18 protein-coding genes and 1 pseudogene are annotated in these 22,522 nt (G+C 67.3%); 7 read left to right on the plus strand and 12 right to left on the minus strand.

Translation table 11 applies throughout. The annotated features are described in order from the left end of the window. Nucleotides 1–210 precede the first annotated feature (210 nt). Nucleotides 211–654, plus strand: a complete 444-nt coding sequence (locus tag ACV22Z_RS26560) for a PaaI family thioesterase (RefSeq protein ID WP_448079247.1) — start codon at nt 211–213, stop codon at nt 652–654. Nucleotides 655–833: 179 nt separating this feature from the next. Here the strand turns inward: ACV22Z_RS26560 and ACV22Z_RS26565 are convergent, their stop codons facing one another. The 5 genes from ACV22Z_RS26565 to prpB all read right to left on the minus strand — a co-directional run bounded on the left by ACV22Z_RS26565 (nt 834) and on the right by prpB (nt 8,593). Then, a complete protein-coding gene (locus tag ACV22Z_RS26565) occupies nt 834–1,901 on the minus strand; it encodes a CaiB/BaiF CoA transferase family protein (RefSeq protein WP_448079248.1) in 1,068 nt (355 codons plus the stop codon). Nucleotides 1,902–2,254: 353 nt separating this feature from the next. Further along, entirely contained in the window at nt 2,255–3,445 is a 1,191-nt protein-coding gene (gene prpF, locus ACV22Z_RS26570; protein ID WP_448079249.1) for a 2-methylaconitate cis-trans isomerase PrpF, read from the minus strand. A gap of 253 nt (nt 3,446–3,698) precedes the next feature. Then, a complete protein-coding gene (acnD, locus tag ACV22Z_RS26575) occupies nt 3,699–6,296 on the minus strand; it encodes a Fe/S-dependent 2-methylisocitrate dehydratase AcnD (RefSeq protein ID WP_448079268.1) in 2,598 nt (865 codons plus the stop codon). An 82-nt stretch (nt 6,297–6,378) separates the two neighbouring features. After that, the gene (gene prpC / locus ACV22Z_RS26580; protein ID WP_448079250.1) at nt 6,379–7,551 is read right to left on the minus strand and encodes a bifunctional 2-methylcitrate synthase/citrate synthase; all 1,173 of its coding nucleotides are present in this window, start codon (nt 7,549–7,551) and stop codon (nt 6,379–6,381) included. Nucleotides 7,552–7,699: 148 nt separating this feature from the next. Continuing rightward, the gene (gene prpB / locus ACV22Z_RS26585; RefSeq protein ID WP_448079251.1) at nt 7,700–8,593 is read right to left on the minus strand and encodes a methylisocitrate lyase; all 894 of its coding nucleotides are present in this window, start codon (nt 8,591–8,593) and stop codon (nt 7,700–7,702) included. A 172-nt stretch (nt 8,594–8,765) separates the two neighbouring features. On the opposite strand from prpB, the gene prpR reads away from it, so the two are divergent. Next, nucleotides 8,766–10,766, plus strand: coding sequence for a propionate catabolism operon regulatory protein PrpR (gene prpR, locus ACV22Z_RS26590; RefSeq protein ID WP_448079252.1), 2,001 nt, complete (start codon nt 8,766–8,768; stop codon nt 10,764–10,766). Between the two features lie 21 nt (nt 10,767–10,787). On the opposite strand, the gene ACV22Z_RS26595 is transcribed toward prpR, so the two are convergent. After that, a complete protein-coding gene (locus tag ACV22Z_RS26595; protein WP_448079253.1) occupies nt 10,788–11,405 on the minus strand; it encodes a CGNR zinc finger domain-containing protein in 618 nt (205 codons plus the stop codon). A gap of 140 nt (nt 11,406–11,545) precedes the next feature. Here ACV22Z_RS26595 and ACV22Z_RS26600 point away from each other — a divergent pair, with 140 nt between their 5' ends. Then, the gene (locus tag ACV22Z_RS26600; protein ID WP_448079254.1) at nt 11,546–11,929 is read left to right on the plus strand and encodes a VOC family protein; all 384 of its coding nucleotides are present in this window, start codon (nt 11,546–11,548) and stop codon (nt 11,927–11,929) included. 370 nt (nt 11,930–12,299) lie between these two features. Here the strand turns inward: ACV22Z_RS26600 and ACV22Z_RS26605 are convergent, their stop codons facing one another. Then, on the minus strand, nt 12,300–13,148 hold the full coding sequence (locus tag ACV22Z_RS26605; protein ID WP_448079255.1) for an ureidoglycolate lyase: 849 nt from the start codon (nt 13,146–13,148) through the stop codon (nt 12,300–12,302). 43 nt (nt 13,149–13,191) lie between these two features. Here ACV22Z_RS26605 and ACV22Z_RS26610 point away from each other — a divergent pair, with 43 nt between their 5' ends. The 3 genes from ACV22Z_RS26610 (at nt 13,192) to ACV22Z_RS26620 (ending at nt 15,275) form a co-directional block, all read left to right on the plus strand. Continuing rightward, nucleotides 13,192–13,545 carry a hypothetical protein gene (locus ACV22Z_RS26610; protein WP_448079256.1) on the plus strand — a complete coding sequence of 118 codons (354 nt, stop codon included), beginning with the start codon at nt 13,192–13,194 and terminating at the stop codon, nt 13,543–13,545. A gap of 152 nt (nt 13,546–13,697) precedes the next feature. Further along, nucleotides 13,698–14,519: an IclR family transcriptional regulator gene (locus tag ACV22Z_RS26615; protein WP_448079257.1), complete on the plus strand. Its 822-nt coding sequence runs from the start codon at nt 13,698–13,700 to the stop codon at nt 14,517–14,519. Nucleotides 14,520–14,723: 204 nt separating this feature from the next. Next, nucleotides 14,724–15,275: a hypothetical protein gene (locus ACV22Z_RS26620; RefSeq protein ID WP_448079258.1), complete on the plus strand. Its 552-nt coding sequence runs from the start codon at nt 14,724–14,726 to the stop codon at nt 15,273–15,275. Between the two features lie 591 nt (nt 15,276–15,866). Here ACV22Z_RS26620 and ACV22Z_RS26625 read toward each other — a convergent pair. From ACV22Z_RS26625 to ACV22Z_RS26645, 5 genes are all read right to left on the minus strand, one after another. Beyond that, nucleotides 15,867–18,230 carry a GNAT family N-acetyltransferase gene (locus tag ACV22Z_RS26625; protein ID WP_448079269.1) on the minus strand — a complete coding sequence of 788 codons (2,364 nt, stop codon included), beginning with the start codon at nt 18,228–18,230 and terminating at the stop codon, nt 15,867–15,869. Nucleotides 18,231–18,839: 609 nt separating this feature from the next. Further along, the gene (locus ACV22Z_RS26630) at nt 18,840–19,130 is read right to left on the minus strand and encodes an H-NS histone family protein (protein ID WP_448079259.1); all 291 of its coding nucleotides are present in this window, start codon (nt 19,128–19,130) and stop codon (nt 18,840–18,842) included. A gap of 104 nt (nt 19,131–19,234) precedes the next feature. Next, complete coding sequence (locus ACV22Z_RS26635; RefSeq protein ID WP_448079260.1) at nt 19,235–19,519, minus strand: hypothetical protein; 285 nt, start codon at nt 19,517–19,519, stop codon at nt 19,235–19,237. Between the two features lie 61 nt (nt 19,520–19,580). Further along, nucleotides 19,581–20,108: a BON domain-containing protein gene (locus ACV22Z_RS26640; protein ID WP_448079261.1), complete on the minus strand. Its 528-nt coding sequence runs from the start codon at nt 20,106–20,108 to the stop codon at nt 19,581–19,583. A 344-nt stretch (nt 20,109–20,452) separates the two neighbouring features. Next, nucleotides 20,453–21,931: a sigma-54 interaction domain-containing protein gene (locus tag ACV22Z_RS26645; protein ID WP_448079262.1), complete on the minus strand. Its 1,479-nt coding sequence runs from the start codon at nt 21,929–21,931 to the stop codon at nt 20,453–20,455. A 321-nt stretch (nt 21,932–22,252) separates the two neighbouring features. On the opposite strand from ACV22Z_RS26645, the pseudogene ACV22Z_RS26650 reads away from it, so the two are divergent. Beyond that, nucleotides 22,253–22,522: pseudogene (locus ACV22Z_RS26650) on the plus strand (GntP family permease); the annotation flags it as partial.

Here is a 22,522-nt window from a genome sequence, read left to right on the forward strand (position 1 = left end):
GCAATGCCCCGGCGTTAGCGGCATTTCGCGGGTCGGACTTTAGGTCTTGTCATGGAATCTCGTATCGGCAGGCATGAATGCCCCCGTTCGACGCAATAATCGCGTCGCCGGACACCGCCAATCGCAAGAAACGCGGACGAATTTCCTTGCTTATCCGCGCCCCCCTTCCTAGAGTTCAGCGCAAGCGGCCACTCATTTCGAGGAAAGTCGATGACGGACATCGTGGATCACGCCCGCGGCGCATTGCGGGCGCAACCGTTCAGCATGCTGCTCGGCACGGAGCTGATGCACATCGGCGAGCACGAGGTGTCGCTGTGCCTGCCCGTGCGCGACGAGCTGCGGCAGCAGCACGGTTACGTGCACGGCGGCGTCATCAGCTACCTTGCGGACAACGCGCTGACGTTCGCCGGCGCGCTCGCGCTCGGCCCGCGCGTGATCACGACCGAATACAAGATCAACTATCTGCGGCCGGCCGTAAACGGCACGCTCGTCGCGCGCGCGAAGCTCGTCTATGCGGGGCGGCAGCAGGCGACCTGCCAGTGTCATGTGTTCGTCATCGACGGCGATCACGAGCGGCTCGTCGCGATCGCGCAAGGAACGATCAATCGCGTCGGCGACGGCAAGGTACCGGGCGCGCCGGAAGAAGCGGCTTAGGACCTGTTCACGCGAAAGCCGGCTTGCGCCGGCCGCCGGAAGGACGCTGCTCGACAGGCTGCCTGGCCATGCCGGCTCGCGCCGGCCGCCGGAAGGGCACTGCTCGACAGGCTGCCTGGCCATGCCGGCTCGCGCCGGCCGCCGGAAGGGCACTGCTCAACAGGCTAGCCCAACCTGCGCTAGCCCCCGTCCGAACTTTCGCCGGCCAGCGGCGCAAAGCGTGGCGCCACCCGTGCTCGCACGATGCCGTCCGCATCGGTGCGATAGATCCCGCGCGCGACGTTGTGCGGATGCTTCGCCGCATCGGCCACGCTCAGCACCGGCGCGAAGCACGCGTCAGTGCCTTCCAGCAGCGCGCGCCAGTGCGCGGACGGCTGTTGCGCGAACACGTCCGCGAAACGCGCCTTCAGCGCCGGCCAGCGCGCGCGGTCGTACTGGGACGCCGGATCGACGTCGGTCAGCCCGAGCCGTTCGATCAAGAGCGCGTAGAACGGCGGCTCGAGCGCGCCGATCGTCACGCACGCACCGTCCGCGCAGCGGTAGACGTCGTAGAACGGCGCGTCGTGAAAGAGGCTCGGCTGCGCGCCATCGAGCTGGCCGTTCGCGCGCGCCCACAGCGCGAGCATGCCGAGCATCGCGACGATGTCGACGATCGCGCCGTCGACCACCCGCCCCGGCCCGCCCGCGCGCACGTCGAACAGCGCGCAGACCATCCCGAACGCGAGGCCGAGCGCGCCGCCCGCATCGCCGACGACGGTCGGCGGCAGGCCTGGCTTGTCGCTGCCCGTGCCGCGCGGCGCGGAGAGCGACAGCAGGCCCGTCAGCGCGACGTAGTTCAAGTCGTGTCCGGCGGCGGCCGCGAGCGGCCCCGTCTGGCCCCAGCCGGTCATCCGGCCATACACGAGCCGCGGGTTATGCGGTGCGCAGTCCTCCGGCCCGAGCCCGAGGCGCTCCATCACGCCGGGCCGCAGCCCTTCGATCAGCGCGTCGGCGCGTGCGATCAGCGCAAGCGCGTCGTCGCGCCCGGCCGGCGATTTCAGGTCGAGCGGCACGATCGTCTTGCGTTCGCGCAGCAGGTCGCCGTCGCGGCTTTGCAGCGCGTCGGGCGCGCTCGTGCGGCCGGCCGGACGTGCGATCAGCGTGACCTGCGCACCCATTCCGGCGAGGATCCAGCCCGCGAGCGGGCCGGGGCCGAGGCCTTCGAATTCGACGACGTGGACGCCGGCGAGCGGCGAATCGAGCGGCATGTGGGTCTCCTGTCGATCAGAGTTAGCGCTTTAGCGCTTACTCTGATCCCATGCTTCGCGGTCGATCAGATCAAACCTTTAGCGCTTTAGCGCTTACTCTGATCCCATGCTTCGCGGTCGATCAGATCAAACCTTTAGCGCTTTAGCGCTTACTCTGATCCCATGCTTCGCGGTCGACCAGAAGTCGACCGAACTTGGCGCTTTAGCGAGGGGTTCGGTTCCATGCTTCGCGGTCGGATGGCGTTCGCGACGCCCCCTTCAAACGAAAAATCCCTGCTCGGCGGGGTCCGCTTCGCAGGGATCGGGCTAACAGTGGCGCGGCAGCCCGAGCCGTTCGCACCGGCCGTGCCGCGTCAGAACGCATCCCCCGGCACGCGCACCCAGCCTTCCATCAGCACACGCGCGCTGCGGCTCATGATCGCCTTCGTGACGGTCCACTCGCCGTTTTCCAGCTTCGCTTCCGCGCCCACCCGCAGCGTGCCCGACGGATGCCCGAAGCGCACGGCCTGGCGCTCGCCGCCGCCTGCCGCGAGGTTCACGAGCGTGCCCGGAATCGCCGCCGCCGTGCCGATCGCGACGGCCGCCGTGCCCATCATCGCGTGATGCAGCTTGCCCATCGACATCGCGCGCACCAGCAGGTCGACGTCGGCCGCCTTGACGCGCTTGCCGCTCGACGCGACGTAGTCGGCCGGCTTCGCGACGAACGCGACCTTCGGCGTGTGCTGCCGCGTCGCGATCTCGTCGAGCGTGTCGATCAGGCCCATCCGCAGCGCGCCGTGCGCGCGAATCGTCTCGAACTTCTCGAGCGCCTTCGGGTCGCCGTTGATCGCGTCCTGCAGCTCGGTGCCCGTATAGCCGATCGCTTCGGCGTCGACGAAGATCGTCGGGATGCCCGCGTTGATCATCGTCGCCTTCAGCGTGCCGACGCCCGGCACGGCGAGATCGTCGACGAGGTTGCCGGTCGGGAACATCGAGCCGCCCGCGCCTTCCTCCTCGGCGGCCGGGTCCATGAACTCGAGCTGCACTTCGGCGGCCGGGAACGTCACGCCGTCGAGCTCGAAATCGCCCGTCTCCTGCACCGCGCCGTTCGTGATCGGCACGTGCGCAACGATCGTCTTGCCGATGTTCGCCTGCCAGATCCGCACGGTCGCCACGCCGTCGTGCGGCACGCGCGCCGGATCGACGAGGCCGCCGCTGATCGCGAACGGGCCGACCGCCGCCGACAGGTTGCCGCAGTTGCCGGTCCAGTCGACGAACGCCTTGTCGATCGCGACCTGCCCGAACAGGTAGTCGACGTCGTGGCCGGGCCGCGTGCTCTTCGACACGATCACCGTCTTGCTCGTGCTCGACGTCGCGCCGCCCATCCCGTCGATCTGCTTGCCGTACGGATCGGGGCTGCCGATCACGCGCAGCAGCAGTGCATCGCGCGCGGCGCCCGGCGCCTGCGCGGCCTCGGGCAGGTCCTGCAGGCGGAAGAACACGCCCTTGCTGGTGCCGCCGCGCAGGTAGGTCGCGGGAATCCTGATTTGAGGAATGTGTGCCATGTCCATGTTGTCCTGTCGATCAGAGTCAGCGCTTCAGCGCTTGCTCTGATCCCATGCTTCGCGGTCGATCGGAGTTGGCGCTTCAGCGCTTGCTCCGATCCCATGTAAAGCAAATGTGACTCGGGCCTGACCTCCCGGACGGCGCAAGCGCGCCGCCGCGAGACCAGACCCTTCGATCCGCCCGCCGATACGGCGGACAGTTCTGCAACGCGATGCGTCGCCGCATCGCCCGCGTCGTTGCATCAATGCACGGTCAAGCCGCGGCCTGCGACGATTCGAGGAAGTCCTGCGCGAAGCGCTGCAGCACGCCGCCCGCTTCGTAGATCGACACTTCCTCGGCCGTATCGAGCCGGCACGTCATCGGCACCTCGACGCGCTCGCCGTTCTTGCGGTGAATCACGAGCGTCAGGTCGGCGCGCGGCTTGCGCTCGCCGATCACGTCGAAGGTCTCGGTGCCGTCGATGCCGAGCGTCGTCCGGTTCGTGCCCGGCTTGAACTCGAGCGGCAGCACGCCCATCCCGATCAGGTTCGTGCGGTGGATCCGCTCGAACCCTTCGGCGGCGATCGCCTCGACGCCTGCGAGCCGCACGCCCTTCGCGGCCCAGTCGCGCGACGAGCCCTGGCCGTAGTCGGCGCCGGCGACGACGATCAGCGGCTGCTTGCGATTCATGTACGTCTCGATCGCTTCCCACATCCGCATGACCTTCCCTTCCGGCTCGACGCGCGCGAGCGAGCCCTTCTTCACCGCGCCGTCGACAACCGCCATCTCGTTGATCAGCGTCGGGTTCGCGAAGGTCGCGCGCTGCGCGGTCAGGTGGTCTCCCCGGTGCGTCGCGTACGAGTTGAAGTCCTCTTCCGGCAGGCCCATCTTTGCGAGGTACTCGCCGGCCGCGCTGGTCGCGAGGATCGCGTTCGACGGCGACAGGTGATCGGTCGTGATGTTGTCGCCGAGCACCGCGAGCGGGCGCATGCCCTGCAGCGTGCGTTCGCCGGCCAGCGCGCCTTCCCAGTACGGCGGACGGCGGATATACGTGCTCTGCGCGCGCCAGTCGTACAGCGGCGCCGCGCGCTCGCCCGCATCGGCGCTCCGCGCGAACATCGGCTCGTAGACCTTGCGGAACTGCTCGGGCTTCACGCTCGACGCGACGATCGCGTCGATCTCCTCGTCGGTCGGCCAGATGTCCTTCAGCGTGACGGGCTTGCCGTCCTGGTCATGGCCGAGCACGTCCTTCTCGATGTCGAAGCGGATCGTGCCCGCGATCGCATACGCGACGACGAGCGGCGGCGATGCGAGGAACGCCTGCTTCGCATACGGATGGATGCGGCCGTCGAAGTTGCGGTTGCCGGACAGCACGGCGGTCGCGTACAGGTCGCGATCGACGATTTCCTGCTGGATCTTCGGATCGAGCGCGCCGGACATCCCGTTGCAGGTCGTGCACGCGAACGCGACGATGCCGAAGCCGAGCTTCTCGAGTTCGGGCAGCAGGTTCGCCTCTTCCAGATACAGCTCGACCGCCTTGGAACCCGGCGCAAGCGAGCTCTTCACCCACGGCTTGCGCGTGAGGCCGCGCGCGTTCGCGTTGCGCGCGAGCAAGGCCGCGGCGATCACGTTGCGCGGGTTGCTGGTGTTCGTGCAGCTCGTGATCGCTGCGATGATCACCGCGCCGTCGGGCATCTCGCCCGCTTTCTCTTCCCACTGGCCGGCGATCCCGCGCGCAGCGAGGTCCGACGTCGGCAGCCGCTTGTGCGGATTCGACGGGCCGGCCATGTTGCGCACGACGCTCGACAGGTCGAACGTCAGCGTGCGCTCGTATTGCGCGTTGTTCAGCGTGTCGGCCCACAGGCCCGCTTCCTTCGCATACGTCTCGACGAGCTTCACCTGCTCGTCGCTGCGGCCCGTCAGGCGCAGGTAGTCGGTCGTCTGGCCGTCGATGAAGAACATCGCGGCCGTCGCTCCATATTCGGGCGCCATGTTCGAGATCGTCGCGCGGTCGCCGAGCGTGAGGCTCGCCGCGCCTTCGCCGCGAAACTCCAGATACGCGCCGACCACCTTCTCCTTGCGCAGGAATTCGGTCAGCGCGAGCACGACGTCGGTCGCGGTGATGCCGGGCTGGCGCTTGCCGGTCAGCTCGACGCCGACGATGTCGGGCAGGCGCATCCACGACGCGCGGCCGAGCATCACGTTCTCGGCTTCCAGGCCGCCGACGCCGATTGCGATCACGCCGAGCGCGTCGACGTGCGGCGTGTGGCTGTCGGTGCCGACGCAGGTGTCCGGATACGCGACGCCATCTTGCGCCTGGATCACCGGCGACATCTTCTCCAGGTTGATCTGGTGCATGATGCCGTTGCCGGGCGGGATCACGTCGACGTTCTCGAATGCCTTCTTCGTCCACTCGATGAAGTGGAAACGGTCCTCGTTGCGGCGATCCTCGATCGCGCGGTTCTTCGCGAACGCGTCCGGATCGAAGCCGCCGCATTCGACGGCGAGCGAGTGGTCGACGATCAGCTGCACAGGCACGACCGGGTTCACCTTCGCCGGGTCGCCGCCGCGATCGGCGATCGCGTCGCGCAGGCCGGCGAGATCGACGAGCGCCGTCTGGCCGAGGATGTCATGGCACACGACGCGCGCCGGGAACCACGGGAAATCGCGTTCGCGCTTGCGCTCGACGATCTGTTTCAGCGAATCGGCGAGGATCGCCGGATCGCAGCGGCGCACGAGGTTCTCGGCGAGCACGCGCGACGTGTACGGCAGCGTGTCGTACGCGCCGGGCGCGATCGCTTCGACCGCGGCGCGCGCGTCGAAGTAATCCAGCGACGTGCCGGGCAGGGGTTTGCGGTAGGCGGTATTCATCATGTGGGGCAACCTGGATAGGACGTTCAGCGCGCGGCGGCCGATGCATGCTCGATGCACGGCCGCCGCGCGCTGCTTGCGATCAGCGCTTCTCGATCGGCACGAACTGCAGGTCTTCCGGACCCGTGTAGTTCGCGCTCGGACGGATGATCTTGTTGTCGACGCGCTGCTCGATGATGTGCGCGCTCCAGCCGGACGTACGCGAGATCACGAACAGCGGCGTGAACATCGCGGTCGGCACGCCCATCATGTGATACGACACCGCGCTGAACCAGTCGAGGTTCGGGAACATCTTCTTCGCGTCCCACATCACCGACTCGAGGCGCTCGGCGATGTTGTACAGCTTCAGGTCGCCCGCTTCCTTCGACAGCTTGTGCGCGACGCCCTTGATCACCTTGTTGCGCGGATCGGAGATCGTGTAGACGGGGTGGCCGAAGCCGATCACGACTTCCTTGTTCTCGACGCGGCGGCGGATGTCGAGTTCCGCTTCGTCCGGCGAACGGTAACGGCTCTGGATTTCATACGCGACTTCGTTCGCGCCGCCGTGCTTCGGCCCGCGCAGCGCGCCGATCGCGCCGGTGATCGCCGAGTAGATGTCCGAACCCGTGCCCGCGATCACGCGGCCCGTGAACGTCGATGCGTTGAACTCGTGCTCCGCGTACAGGATCAGCGACGTGTGCATCGCGTCGACCCACGACTTCGACGGCGCCTTGCCGTGCAGCAGGTGCAGGAAGTGGCCGCCGATCGAATCGTCGTCGGTTTCCGTTTCGATGCGCTTGCCGTTGTGCGAGAAGTGATACCAGTACAGCAGCATCGAGCCGAGCGACGCCATCAGGCGGTCGGCGATGTCGCGCGCGCCGGGCAGGTTGTGGTCGTCCTTCTCCGGCAGCACGGTGCCGAGCACCGACACGCCCGTGCGCATCACGTCCATCGGGTGCGCGGACGCCGGAATCTGCTCGAGCGCGGCCTTCAGCGCGTTCGGCAGGCCACGCATCGCGCGCAGCTTCGCCTTGTACGCGGCGAGTTCGGTCAGGTTCGGCAGCGTCTCGTGCACGAGCAGGTGCGCGATTTCCTCGAACTCGCACGACTCGGCGACGTCGAGGATGTCGTAGCCGCGATAGTGCAGGTCGTTGCCGGTCTTGCCGACCGTGCAGAGGGCCGTGTTGCCGGCCGTCACGCCCGACAGCGCGACCGACTTCTTCGGTTTGAACGCGCCTGCGGCGGCCGGTGCTGCTGCGTCTTTCGTCTCGCTCATGTTTCCGTTCTCCAGTTTGTTGGCCAGTGTCGGCGCTTCGGCGCTTGTCGACCGGAGTGAGTGCTTCAGCACTTGCTCCGGTCCCTCGCAAAGCGCACTCCGGCCCCATGCAAAGCTCAGATTCGTGTCTCGTGGGGTGCGGGGCGCGTTACTTCTTGCCCTGCGCGAACAGCTCGTCGAGCTTCTGCTCGTAGGCGTGATAGCCGAGGTAGTCGTACAGCTCGGCGCGCGTCTGCATCGTCGGCACGGCCGCCTTCTGGGTGCCGTCGCGGCGCAGCGTCTCGTAGAAATTCAGCGCGGCCTTGTTCATTGCGCGATACGCGCCGCAGCAGTACAGCGCGATGTCGACGTTCGCCTCGCGCAGCTCGTCGAGCGTGAACAGCGGCGTCGAGCCGAACTCGGTCAGGTTCGCGAGGATCGGCACCTTCACGGCGGCCTTGAAGCGGCGGTAGTCGTCGAGCGTCTTCATCGCTTCCGGGAAGATCATGTCCGCGCCGGCTTCGACGTAGGCCACCGCGCGCTCGATCGCCGAGTCGATCCCTTCGCCGGCGGCCGCATCGGTGCGCGCCATGATCACGAACTGGTCGTCAGTGCGCGCATCGACCGCGGCCTTGATGCGATCGACCATTTCGTCGGCCGGCACGACTTCCTTGCCCGGACGGTGGCCGCAGCGCTTCTGGCCGACCTGGTCCTCGAGGTGCACGGCCGCGACGCCGGCCTTGATGAACGAGCGGACCGTGCGCGCGATGTTGAACGCGCCGCCCCAGCCCGTATCGATGTCGACGAGCAGCGGCAGGTCGGTCGCGTTGGTGATCCGGTTCGCGTCGATCAGCACGTCTTCCATCGTGCTGATGCCGAGATCGGGGATGCCGAGCGAATTCGCAGCGACGCCGCCGCCCGACAGGTACACGGCCTTGAAGCCGACGGCCTGCGCCATCTTGGCCGCGTACGCGGTGATCGCGCCGACCACCTGCAGCGGCTGCTCGGCCGCGACTGCCGCGCGGAATTTCGCGCCGGCGCTTTGAAGATGCGTGTTGCTCATGAACGGCCTCCTGAGGGAATGCACGTTGGAACAGCAAGGATCGGGCCAGCTCGCGCGTCGCCGCTAACCCACTGATTCTTAAGCAACCGGCCGCATGCCGGACAGGCCTGATGATTTCAATTTGGAAATCTCGTGTTCCAAAAATGAAATCCCGCGCGCATAATCGGTCGCCATGGACCTCTCCTCGATCAAGCCCGTCGGCCCGGCCGACCGCGCGCTGCGGCCGCGTGTCTGGGCAATGGGCATCAGCCGTCTGCGGGACCTCTTTCGCGAGATCGCCGGCGAATTCGACGAACGCGCCGATGTGCGCATCGTGTCGCGCGCTTATGAAGAGGCGCTCAACGCGATCGCCGAGGCCGGCGCCGCGCGGCCCGACGTGATCGTCGCGGCGGGCTCGAACGGCGGCTTCCTGAAGACGCGCGCGCAAGTGCCGGTCGTGGTCGTCACGCCGACCGGCTTCGACGTGATGCAGGCGCTCGCACGCGCCCGGCGCGACGCGTCGCGGATCGCGCTCGTCAGCGTCGGCGAGACGCCGCCCGAGGTGCGCCGCTTCGTCGCCGCGTACGGCCTCGACGTGGAGTTTGCGTCATATCAGTCCGCGCAGGAAGCGGAAACGTGCGTGCACGAGTTGCGCGACCGCGGCATCGAGACGATCGTCGGTCCGGGCCTCGTCACCGACCTGGCCGCGAGCGCGGGCATGGGCGCCGTGTTCCTGTATTCGCATGCATCGGTGCGCAAGGCGGTCGATACCGCGCTCGAAGTCGCGTATGCGACGCACGCCGAGGCACTGCGCCGCCAGCGCCTCGACAACCTGCTCCAGCACCTGCGCGACGGCGTGGTCGCGCTCGACGCGCGCGGCCGCGTCGAGGCGATCAACGAACGGCTCGCGCTCGCGCTCGGGGTCGAACCCGCGGCGGCCGTCGGGCGCGCGCTCGTCGACCTGACGCCGGAGTTGCGCACGCTGCGCGGCGACGACGGCGACGCGCTCGCGACCGTGCGCGGCGTGCGCTATGTCGTGCACCGCGGGCCGCTCGTCGATCGCGGCGTGCTGTCGGGCAGCGTGCTGACGTTCCAGGAATCGCGCGCGGTCGAACGGCTCGATCGCGCGCTGCGCTCGCAGCCGAACACGCAGCAGTTCGCGGCACGCTACACACTGGATGACGTGGTCGGCGCATCGGCGCCGATGACGCGCGTGCGCGATCTCGTGCGCCGCTACGCGAAATCCGACGCGACGGTGCTCGTGCTCGGCGAAAGCGGCACCGGCAAGGAAATGATCGCGCAGAGCCTGCACGGGTTGTCCGCGCGGCGCAGCTATCCGTTCGTCGCGATCAACTGCGGCGCGTTTCCGGAAGCGCTGCTCGAAAGCGAGCTGTTCGGCTATGAGGAAGGCGCGTTTACCGGCGCGCGGCGCGGCGGCAAGACGGGCCTGTTCGAAGCCGCGCACCGCGGCACGCTGTTCCTCGACGAGATCGGCGAAATGCCGCCGTCGCTGCAAAGCCGGCTGCTGCGCGTGCTGCAGGAGCGCGAGGTGATCCGGCTCGGGTCGACGGAGCCGATCCGCATCGACGTGCGGGTGATCGCCGCGACGCACCGGCCGCTGCTCGCGGCCGTCGAGGACGGCACGTTCCGCGCGGATCTCTATTACCGGCTCAATATCCTGAACGTCGGGTTGCCGCCGCTGCGCGAGCGCCCGGCCGACATCCCCGCGCTCGCGGCCGCGCTGCTGGTGCAAGCCGCGCGGCGCGAGCCGCGGCTCGCCGACAGCCTGCGCGATGCCGGCAACGCGGCGCGCGTGCTCGACGCGGTGCAGCCGATCCTGACGCGCTACCGGTGGCCCGGCAACGTGCGGGAACTGCAGAACGTGATCGAGCGGATTGCGGTGGAACTGGCGGAGGAAGCCGGCGACGACGGGCAGGCCGGCACGGGCGGCGTGCTCGACCCGGACGCGTTGCAGACGATCGCGCCGGAGCTGTTCGCGGCGCCGAATATGGGTGCGGCGACTTCGGCGGCCGCGGACCCGGACGACGCGCAAACACTGCACGCGCGCCGCCGGCGCGCGGAAGCGGACGAGATCCGCGCGGCGCTCGATGCCTGCGGCGGCGATCGCGACCGCGCCTGCGCGATGCTCGGCATCAGCAAGACGACGCTGTGGCGGAAGCTGTCGGCGAAGTAGCCGCGCCGCACGGCGCGGGCGTCAATCCGCCTTGTGGTAGTGACGATAGGCCTTCGCGCGATTGCCGCACGACGACATCGAGCACCAGCGGCGGCTGCCGTTCTTGCTGTCGTCGACGAACAGCCACTGGCACGCGTCGTTCGCACACCGCTTGACCTTCGCGAGACGCGCGCCGCCGAGCAGGTCGATCGCCGACCACAACACCGGGCTCAGCAGCCCGCCGACCGTCGCGGCGTCGCGCCCGACCTGCCACGCGTACTGATCGCGCGTGCGTACCAACGCGACACGCGGCACCGCTTCCGCAAGATAGCCGCGCAAGGTCTCGACGTCCCGCGCCGGCGGCTCCTGCCGTTCCGCCTGCACGAAATAGAGCCGATACAGCGTCTCCCGCAGCGCCAGCGCGCTGTCCAGCCATGCCTGTCCGTCGTCCCGGCATGCCACCCGGCAGGCATCGGCCAACCCGGCCGGAATGCCGGCGTGTTCGCGGCACCAGGCCAGCAGGTCGTCGATCGTGCCGAGGGTTTCCGTCGGCGTCTCGCTCCCGCGCCAGTACAGCGTGTTCGCAAAATCGATGCTCAGTGCTTCCGGCGGCGCCGGAACCAGGAAGTCCGCCGCGGCGGAGATGTGCGTGTCGCTCATGTCGGGATCGTATCTAACCACCATACTGGTTGACAAGCGCCGGGGCGTTTCCTAGCATAACCGGCATGATGGTTAAAACTTGCTTGCCGTTCTTGCCGTACTGACACCCACGCAGTCACAACGAACAAGGAGCCATTGTCATGATCGATCACCTTTCCCTCGGCGTTGCGCAAATCGACCGCAGCCGCGCGTTCTACGACAGCACGCTCGGCGCGCTCGGCTACAAGCGGTTGGTCGGCGACGCATCGTCACTCGGCTATGGCACGGCCGAACCCGTTCTGTGGCTGACGCACACGACGCGCCCCGTCGTTGCCGATCCGGAATCGGGGCTGCACGTATCGTTCAAGGCGTCGTCGCCGGTCGAAGTCGATGCGTTCTACCGGGCCGCGCTCGAGCACGGCGGCGCGGACAACGGCGGGCCCGGCAGACGCGAGCATTACGGCCCCGGCTATTACGCGGCGTTCGTCACGGATCCGGACGGGTATCGGCTGGAAGCGCACTGCGAGCTGGACAACATCGTGTGAGGATGTGAGAGGTTGGCTGCTTCGGCCGAGCACGTCGTTGCGTGCGGATCGACCGGCCGCGGAGTCTGGACGGTTGGCAGCCGGAACCGTCATTCGAGCGGGATGATGTCGTGCGGCGGCTGCACGGCGTGCGCCAAGACCATCGCGAATGCGGCGGCACGGTCCGAATGGTCCGAGCCCGTATCAAGCGGCTCATGTAAAACACCCCAAAGGCTGGATCGGTATCCCGCTTTTGGGGTGCAGTTCAAACCCGGCCCGTTCGGTGTCGACGACGCGGCTTCGGTAAATGGGCCGACCAGCAAGCATCGAGCGGCTCGCTGCGTGCGCGCCGGCCATCGCGCCACGACGGCCCGAGGCCGCGTGCACGGCCCTACTGCGCGCCGCGCGTGCGCTGAAGCTGCTCGCCGAGGCCTTCGATCCCGAGCCGCACCGTCTGCCCCGGCTTCAGGAACACCGGTGCCGGCTTGATGCCCATGCCGACGCCCGGCGGCGTGCCGGTCGTGATCACGTCGCCCGGCTGCAGGCTCATGCAGCGCGACAGGTATGCGACGAGCTGCGCAACCGTGAACACCATCGTGCGCGTATTGCCATTCTGATAGCGATGCCCGTCGACCTCGAGCCACAGGTCGAGCCGCTGCGGGTCGGGCACTTCGTCGCGCGTGACGAGCCACGGGCCGATCGGGCCGAACGTGTCGAAGCCCTTGCCCTTGTCCCACTGGCCGCCGCGCTCGATCTGCCATTCGCGCTCGGACACATCGTTGACGACGCAATAGCCCGCGACGTAGTCGAGCGCGCGCGCCTCGTCGACATCCTTGCACGGCGCGCCGATCACGACGCCCAGCTCGACCTCCCAGTCGGTCTTCACCGAGTTCTTCGGAATGTCTATCCCGTCGTTCGGTCCGCAGATCGAACTCGTCCACTTGCCGAACACGACCGGCTCGGTCGGCACCGGCATGCCGGCCTCGGCCGCGTGGTCTGCATAGTTCAGGCCGATCCCGATGAACTTGCCGACCCGGCCGACACACGGGCCGATGCGCGGTTCGCCGGGCACGAGCGGCAGCGTCGCGGGATCGATCGCGCGCAGCCGCGCGAGACCGCCGTCGGACAGCGTGTCCCCGGCGAGATCCGGCACGTGTGCCGACAGGTCGCGAATCCGGCCGTCCGCGTCGAGGATGCCGGGTTTTTCCTGGCCGGACGGGCCATAGCGAAGCAGTTTCATCGAGCTCAACCTCTCATTTCGAATGTGACAGGATAGCGGCGCGATGCCGCTGCTGCAGCCGCGCGCCGGATTCAATCGTCGATCGTCGATCGCACGCGGCCGCGTCGCCGCTTGCCCGCCAGACTTTGTACCACCGGCGGCGCACCGTGAAATGACGCTCGACGGATACCGACTATTGCAGCGCATGCTGGTCTTGCAGTGCAGCAGCACGGCCGCTGCACGGGCCGGACCGAGCGGCACGGATGCCCGGCACCGGCGACGAACATGTCACGTTCCCGTCACGACAGCCGCCCCCCACATTGCCGCGCCAACTCGCTCGGAATCTGGCCCGAAAATTTCGCAAACGTTTGTCATCGGAAATGAAGCTCATCCGTTCCTATTTGGTAACGATCTGTAAGAAGACGCGACATTGCACACTCATTGTTTGTTGTTAAGCTCGACTGCGGCGTATTCGTCGACACGTACGGGCTTTACACATGGGCGTTGCAGAGCCGGCAAATGCGCGTCGTCGGCAGATCGCCGGCATTTCACCGACTACGATACCAATCAATGCAAACGACTCATGCCCGGTACTCCGGCAACGACGCCCAGGGAGACCATGCCGGAATCGACCGCTACCGTGCGCCTGCGCTCGACAAGGGACTCGATATTCTCGAGCTGCTGTCGGAGCAGAAAGAAGGCCTCACCCGCACCGAAATCACGAAGGAACTCGGACGCAACGCGAGCGAAATCTACCGGATGCTCGAACGGCTGGTCGCGCGCCGGTACGTGATGCGCTCGACGGGCGGCGACCGCTACACGCTCAGCCTCAAGCTGTTCGCGCTCGCCCACCGGCATCCGCCGATGAACCGCTTCATCGGCGAGGCGCAACCGCAAATGCAGCGCTTCGCCGATGCAGCCGAGCAATCGTGCCACCTGACCGTCTACGATCACGGCAATCTGCTCGTGATCGCGCAGGTCGACGGACCCGGCCCGTGGGGCGTGTCCGTCCGGCTCGGCTCACGTGTCGGGCTCGCCGATACCGCGTCCGGACGCGTGATGCTGGCCTTCCAGGCCGCCGACCAGCGCGCCAACATGCTGTCCGAGCATCGCAAGGTCAAGGGCGAAGCGCCGCTGAACGAGCAGGAACTCGCGCTGGCGTGCCAGTCGATCCGCGAGACCGGGTTCCTGCGCCAGGACAGCCGCCAGGCCTACGGCGTGACCGACCTGAGCACGCCGATTCTCGGCCCGTCCGGCCATGCGATCGCGGTCCTGACCTGCCCGTACATGAGCCGCATCGACGCGCATGCGGCGCCGTCCGCCGATGTCGTCGTCGAGCACCTGCAACGCACGGCCGGCATGCTGTCGATGTGCCGCACCGACATCGACTGACGCGCGCATCGCAACGGGACCGGGCCGCAGCCGGCGGCCCGCGTGCCTGCCTGCCTGCAACGGCCATCGCCCGACGCATGTGCGTCCGTCACGCGCGGCACCTGGCTCGCGCGGCGCCGCCCGATCGCTGCGCGCTCGACGCTACGCTAAAATAGCGGCCCTCTCAAACACTGCGATGGCCGGTTCGGCCGGCCGTCGTACCCGATGGATGTCATGGCCAAACTTCTGAGCGATCTCGAATTCCAGCGTTTCTCCGAACTTCAGCAGAAGCAGGCAAGCTTCACGATCACGGCCGAAGAGGCGGACGAACTGCGCGACATCGTCGCGCGCGCGCAGAAGAAGCGCGACGACCGCGCCGCTGCGATGCAGGCGATCGAAAACTACATCGAACAATTCGCGATCACGCCCGACGAGCTCTTCTCGCCTGAGCAGATCGGCGACGCGGCCCGCACGTACGGCCTCATCACGGCGACGAAGAAGGAGCGCACGCTGCCGCCGACGATCACGTTCAACGGCAAGCCGTATCAGTGGACCAAGACGCTTCCGGACGACGTCCGCGGCGCATTGTTCGACGCATTCACGTCCGGCGAATCGGTCAAGCGCTTCATCGCGATGCCGAAGGATGTGGCCCGCTGCGCGCTGACGATCGCCCGTCTCGAGCGCGAAACGGGCGGCGCTTACGCCGATGCGCACCTTGCCGAACTCGCAATCTCGCGCGATCAGGTAAACGACGCGGCGGCGAAACTGGCCGCCTGACCCCATCGCCCGGCTTGGCCGGCACCTGCGCGCGGGCCGCGCAGGCCGGCGCCGTAGCCACCGGGAGCCTTGCGCACACGGGCTCCCGAAAAATCTCACCTTATCTCCCGTAACGCCTCACCTTGGCGTCCCGTAGACGCTCACCTTGGGCTCCCGGACTTACTCACCGGCACCTCCCGCAAGCGCTCACCGACGCTTCCCGCAAGTACTCACCGGCATCTCCCGCAGAGGCTCACCGACAGTTCCCGGAAGGGCTCACCAGTGCCTCCCGGAAAGGCTCACCAGCGCCTCCCGCAAAGGCTCACTGACGACTCCCGCACAGGCTCACCGGCGACTCCCGTCGAACCTCACCGGCAGCTCCCGGGAATGCTCACCGCCAGCTCCCGTAACAGCTCACCCGGTGACCCCGGAAAGGCTCACTCACGGCTCCCGAAAAGGCTCACCCACAATACGATTGCGATACGGCGGCATCGTTGTTCGCTTCCGCGTGTCGCTTCGCCCGCTTTGGGTCGGCTGGCTGTGCACGGTGTCCGTGACGGCGTACCAACGCATCGCAGCCAGCCTGCCCCCGCACGCGATACACGTCACGCATCAGGCTGGCTGCAGCTTCATCCTGAAGCCGACGACACCGGGCTCCTCCGTCGCCGTGATCTCGAAGCCGCACGCTCTCGCCAGCGAAATCATCGCCGTGTTCTCGCGCAGCGCTTCGCCGACCATCCATGCGGTGCCGCGCGATCGCGCATATTCGATGATGCGCGCCATCAGCAGCCGCCCGAGCCCCCTGCCCTTCTGATCGGGCCGGACGGCAATCGCAAATTCAGTGGTTTCGTTGTCGGGATCGGTCACCGCGCGCACCGCCGCTAGCGTCTGCGCGCTGCCGGTTCCGTCGCCGACAGACGCGATGAACGCCATCTCGCGGTCGTAGTCGATCTGCGTCATGCGCGCCAGTTGCGAATGATCGAAGCTGCGTACCGCGCCGAAGAAACGCATCCGCAGATCCTCCGGCGTCATCGCACCGAGCAACGCGTTGTGGGCCGCTTCGTCCTCCGGGCGGATCGGCCTGAGCGTCATCGTGTCGCCGTGCCATGCGAGCGTTTGCTCCAGATGACGCGGATACGGCATGATCGCAAGCCGGCTGCGCCCGGCCGCCAGCGTGATCCGCGGCGCGATCGCCCGCACCCGGTCGGCCAGTATGCGCAATGTGACCGACATCGCGACCACCTCGCGCACGTCGCACACCACCTGCGACAGCGCCGTGAACGCGCCGAGCGCAGGCTCGACCGGCGCGCGGCGCGCGTACGGCGAGCGCTCCATCACTGCACGCGCCAGCACGGTATTCAGCGGCGGCAATCCGTAGACGACGAACGGCGCCGACACGCCGTCCGTCGACGGCACGGCATAACGGAACACCGGACCGAAGTTCGGGTCGTCATGCATGTCGACGGTTACGTCGACGATCGCTGTCCCGGCCGGTTCGTCGACGCCGCTTTCACCTTGCAGACCGAAATGGGACAGCCACTGCGTGGCCGGCGCCCCGGTCAGTTCGTGCTGCCCGGCGTCCAGCAACCGGCGCGCCTCCGCCTGCGCTGACGCAACGCAGGCAGCCGGCTGAGGCGGCGTGCCTTCGGGCGTCTGCATCAGCAGCTCGCGGCCGAGGTTGTAGTCGACGAGGCGCGCATACGCGCGCGCGAGCCGCTGCGGCGTCGTGTGCACGGGAATGCCGTTCGCATGCAGCGCGTCGCGTGTCGCCGCATCGACAGCGCCGAAGAAGCACGCGAGGATGCCGCGATGCGCGTGATGGCGCGACTCGATCAGCGTGCGCGCGACCGCGTCGGCTGGCGCGCTGTGCGACGTCGAATGCACGACGAACAGCGTGCCGGTTTGCGGAAACGGCGCGAGCGCCTCGATCACCGCGCCGAAGTGCTCGGGACGTGCGTCGTCGCCAAGCGTCAGTGGATTGCCGGGTGCATCGAGATGCGGCAGCGCGTTCGACACCGCAGCCGTCGCCGCCACCGGCCAATCGGCCAGCACATCGCGTACCTCCGACACCGCGTCGACCGCCAGTTTCGCGACGCCCGCGTCGCTCGTCACGAGCGTCGCGGCGCCACGCGCCGTCACGCGCCCGACGCCGAGCGTCTCGATCTCGTCGAGCAGATCGTCGAGCGCGTCGACACGCACCATGCCTGCGCGCTGGAACGCCGCCGTATACAGCGCGTCGCCCGGATCGGCACGGCCGGTGCGCAGCGCGAGCACGGGCTTGTTGCGCGCGGCCGCGCGCGCCGCCGACATGAATTTGCGCGCGGCACACACGGTACCGAGTTCGAGCAGGATCGCACGCGTGCCGGGATCGCTGGCGAGGTAGTCGAGTACGTCGCCGGCATCGACGTCGGCCTCGTCTCCGAGCGCGACCACATGCGAGAAGCCGAGCCCGCGCGCATGCGCCCACCCGAGCACGGCATTCGTCAGCGCATTCGACTGCGACACCCATGCGACGCCCCCCGAGCGAACCGTATACGCCGGCGCGCCGAAATGCGCGTGCCGCGCGGGCGACAGCACGCCGAGGCTGCCCGGCCCGACGATACGGAGGACGAACGGCTTCGCGGCCTTGAGCGTCCGCTCGAGCGCCATGCGATCCGCGTCCGTACGCGCTTCGCCGACAATCACCGCGACGCGCGCGCCAAGGCCGCCGAGCTTGCGCACGATGCCGGGCCACGTCGCGGGCGGCGTGCAGATCACCGCGACCGACGGCGGCGCGGGCAACCGGTCGACGTCCGCCACGACCGTGTGCCCGTCGAGCGTGTCGTATTTCGGATTGACCGGCCACACGGGGCCCTGGAACGCGCCATCGAGCACGCGCGACCACACCATCGCGCCAATGCTGCCCGCGCGCGGCGATGCGCCGATGACTGCAACGGATTTGGGCTGGAACAGTGCATCGAGATGGCGAACGGTCACATCGGCTCCATACGGTAAAGAAAGACGGCGGGATTCGAACCGGGCCCGGCAAGCAGCGTTCCGGGCGACGCGAATCCAAAGCATAGGCGAAGCGCCCGCGGCTGCCTATATGCCGAACGGACAGCTACCCGACGCGAGTCAAGCCGCGCAACATGCGATCACATGCGGCCCGCCCCGTCGCGACCGCACGACCGCAGGCATCCGTTCGCGCCAGTTACGACCCGAACGTTGCTTGCAACGATCCGGCGCATCATGCGCATTCGGCAAAGGTGAGGATTTACAGGAGCGAAGGTGAGAACGTTCGGGAATTGCGCGCGGGAATGCGCAAACAGGCGAAAGGTGATGGAAGCATCTGTCGCGCTTGCACCGCGCAAATCGCGAGCGGGCATGCGCATGCAACGCGCTCTTGCGCCGCTGTTTACCGGAAATCGCCGTGATAGGCGGATAAATCGCGGCGATTGGTCGAAATGGCACGCGGCAATCGTGCGGTACCGCTCGACGATTCGACGGCTTCAAACCCTCCGCGGCGGCGCCAAAACAAAACGGTGCGACGGCCGCATGGCCGTTCGCACCGTCAGTCAGCGCACGAGAGGTGAGGCTTTTCGGGAATCAGTCCTGGATCAGGAAACGCGCCCGGTTCTTGCCGAGCCACACCGGCGCACGGCCGCGTCCACTCCAGGTTTCACCGGTCTTCGGATTCCGATATTTGGGCGGCAACGGGCGCTTGGCCTTGACTGCAACACCCTGCGAACGGAAACCGAGTTCCTCCGGCGTGATGTCGAATTCCTCGATCTTCGCCCGGATCAACGCGATCGCATCGGTAATCGCCTTTTCGCGTTCCTTATCGATCTTCTGCTGAAGCTTTTCGAGTTGCGCTGTCAGTTGTCTGTAGGTCGCCATATGGATGGGATTCCCTGAATGTTATCTATGAAAAATAGGTGACGCGAAGCAAATAGAAAAGTGCCTGGTCCGATTCGGGGGTTTCTCGGCCTGCGATTACGGAATCAATACGGACTTTTCTTCCTGCATGCGAAGAGAAGGCTCCGCACGCCGCTGTCTTCCGACTGCTTGAGGATGTCGAATTCACCGTTGCAGGTGGCTCGCGCGTTGTCCGTGCAATTGCTCCACGAATTGCCGGTGCATTGCACCAGCGTGGTCGGGCGCCCGTCGGAGGTGAATAGCGGGGCACTGCCGCCGCACCCTCCGAGCCCGGCCAACAATGCGATCAACCCGACCTGTCTGTGCCACGATCCCGGCCGCCGACAGACCGACGCAAGCATGTGTTTCATTGTTCTTTCCGTCAACCATTTTTTGAATGTCGCGAGTATGCCACGCGCCCGTCCATCCGCGTCAATCCGGCATGCGATCCGGTTGCGCGCGCGTCTTGTACGGCAGCCTCCGGCGAGGATCGTCGGTGATGCGAACGAAGACCTGTTCCACGTCGGGCAGCGCCTCGAGTTCGCGCTGCAATGCCGCGTGATCGAACGACGTGTCCGCGCATCCTTCGACGTAGATGAAACGCCGCTGCACGGTGATCCACAGGCTCGAGCCGCCCAGCCTCGCACTGCCGGCGAAATGCGCTTTCGCCGCATCGGCGATCGGCGCGTCGTACAGATAGGAATTCGGCTTCGTGCAGCGGTGGGCCAGCCAGCAGGTCGTGCCGCGCTCGACGCGATAGTGCGCGTCGTCCTGCATCTCGGCCTTGGTCATCCATGGGCCGAGCGGCAGCGGGCATTCGGCGAAGTCCTGCGACAGCGCAATGAACGGATCGTTGTACCAGTTGCGCCGCGCCTGCGGCTCGCCGGCCGAATCGGTCTGCGCGAGCGCGGGCGCCGCGATCGTCACGGCCAGCCACCACGCGATGCCGGTTCGCTTCATCGTTGCCTCCTGTCGACCAGAGTTGGCGCTTTAGCGCTTACTCTGGTCCCATGCTTCGCGGTCGACCAGAGTTGGCGCTTTAGCGCTTACTCTCGTCCCATGCTTCGCGGTCGACCAGAGTTGGCGTTTTAGTGCTTACTCCGGTCCCATGCTTCGCGGTCGGCCGGCTTTGGCGCTTCCGCGCTTAGTCCGGTCCCATGCAAGGCTTCGGCGCTTTGGCGCTTTGGCGCTTCGGCGCTTCGGCGCTTTGGCGCTTCGGCACTTGCTCTGGCTCCATGCTTCGCACCCCGACGCGCCGGCCACGACTTGAATTCGGCCGCGCCGGCACGCGCGGCTCGACACTTCTACAGCTCGATGCCCAGCGCCGCCAGCTTCTTGTAAAACGTCGCGCGGCCGATGCCGATACGCGCAGCCGCGTCCACCACCTTGCCGTTGCAGGCCGCCAGCGCATCGATCAGGAATCGACGCTCCCATGCCGCCATCGCGTCCGCATACGACACGGCGCGCGCATCGGATGCCGCGCCAGCATCGGGTTCCGTCTGCGGCACCGCCGACGCCTGCACGGGCGGCATGCCGTCGGACGACGCGCGCGACGGCCCAAGAAACGGCGCAAGCGCGCGGGCGTCGATCACCGATCGGTCCGACAGCATCAAAGCGCGTTCGAGCGTGTTGCGCAGTTCGCGCACGTTGCCGGGCCACGGATACGCGCACAGCATCCGCAGCGCGTCGTCGGTCAGTTCGCAGTGCGCGGCGCGTCCATGCTGGGCAGCCAGTTCCTCGAGGGTCGCGTAGACGAGCGCCGCGATGTCGGCCGCACGCTCGCGCAGCGGCGGCGCGTGAATCGTCAGCACATTGAGCCGGTAATAGAGATCGGCGCGGAAGCGCCCGGCGGCGACCAGCGCCGGCAGGTCGGCCGACGTCGCCGCGATGATCCGCACGTCGGCGCGCACGATGCGGTTCGAGCCGACCGGCTCGAACTCCTTGTCCTGCAGCACGCGCAGCAGCTTGCCCTGCAGCGGCAGCGGCATGTCGCCGATCTCGTCGAGGAACAGCGTGCCGCGATCGGCCAGCTCGAACTTGCCGACCCGGCCCTTGCGGTCGGCGCCTGTATACGCACCGGGCGCCGCGCCGAAGAATTCGGTCTCGAGCAGCGTGTCGGGAATCGCGGCGACGTTGACGGTCACGAGCGGCTGGAGCGCGCGCGCCGACGCCGCATGAATCGCATGCGCGAGCAGCTCCTTGCCGGTGCCGGTCTCGCCGAGCAGCAGCACCGGCGAATCGACCTGTGCGGCGCGGCGCGCCTGGCGCTTGGTCTCGAGGCTCGCCGCGCTCGTGCCGACGAAGCTCGCGAACGTGTACTTTGCGCGGCGTGCCTGCGCGAGCGAGCGCTGCGTCGCAATGAGCTGCTGCTGGAGCTGCACGTAACGGGAAAAGATCGGCGTGAGCGTCTTCATTTCGTCGAACAGCGCGAAGCCGATCGCGCCGACCGTCTCGCCTGCGTCGTTCTTGAGCGGCAGGCGGGTCACGACGAGCGGCTCGCGGCCCGTCTCCATGATGTCGAGCAGGATCGGCTGCCCGGTCGACACGACCTCGCGCATCAGGCTGTGCGGGATCACCGCCTCGCAATCGAGTCCGACCGCCTGCTGCGGATCGGCGAAACCGAAGCGCGCCGCGTAGCGCTCGTTCATCCATACGATCCGCGCGTCGCGGTCGACGATCAGCGTGCCCGCACTCGACCCTTCGAAGGTCCGGAACAGCGATTCGGCGGCACGCCGCAGCAGGTCGCCGTAATCGACGGGCAATCGGGCCCAGTCGTTCATCATCGTGTCGTCGTCTCCGCGTATTGTTTTCGGATGTCTCCGGAACGAGACGAATTATCTCATTCTGGAGACAGCCGGCAATACCTTGATCCTGCGCGTCCGGAGCGCCTTTCGGCCCTGGCCGAACGGATAATCCGTCTCCCGCTGGAGACGTTTTCTGTAGAATCGACTGACGATTGACCGGCGCGGGCCCGCCGGCCTCCGGCGGACCCGCGTCCGGCGGCCCAATCCGGCCGATGGCATGAAACCTGCACGAACCTGAGCCGGTCCGCGGCGCGGCTCGCCGCACGACCGAACAACAACCAAAGCCATTAGGAGACTCCCTTGTCTTTCGTGATCGTCCTCGCCGCGCTGGCGTTCCTGATGTTCGCCGCGTACCGCGGCTACAGCGTGATCCTGTTCGCGCCGATCGCCGCGCTCGGCGCCGTGCTCATGACCGATCCGGCCGCCGTCGCGCCGGTCTTCTCCGGCATCTTCATGGAGAAGATGGTCGGCTTCGTCAAGCTGTACTTCCCGGTGTTCATGCTCGGTGCGGTGTTCGGCAAGGTGATCGAGCTGTCCGGCTTCTCCGAATCGATCGTCCACGCGGCGATC

This window comes from Burkholderia sp. PU8-34, assembly GCF_053427725.1.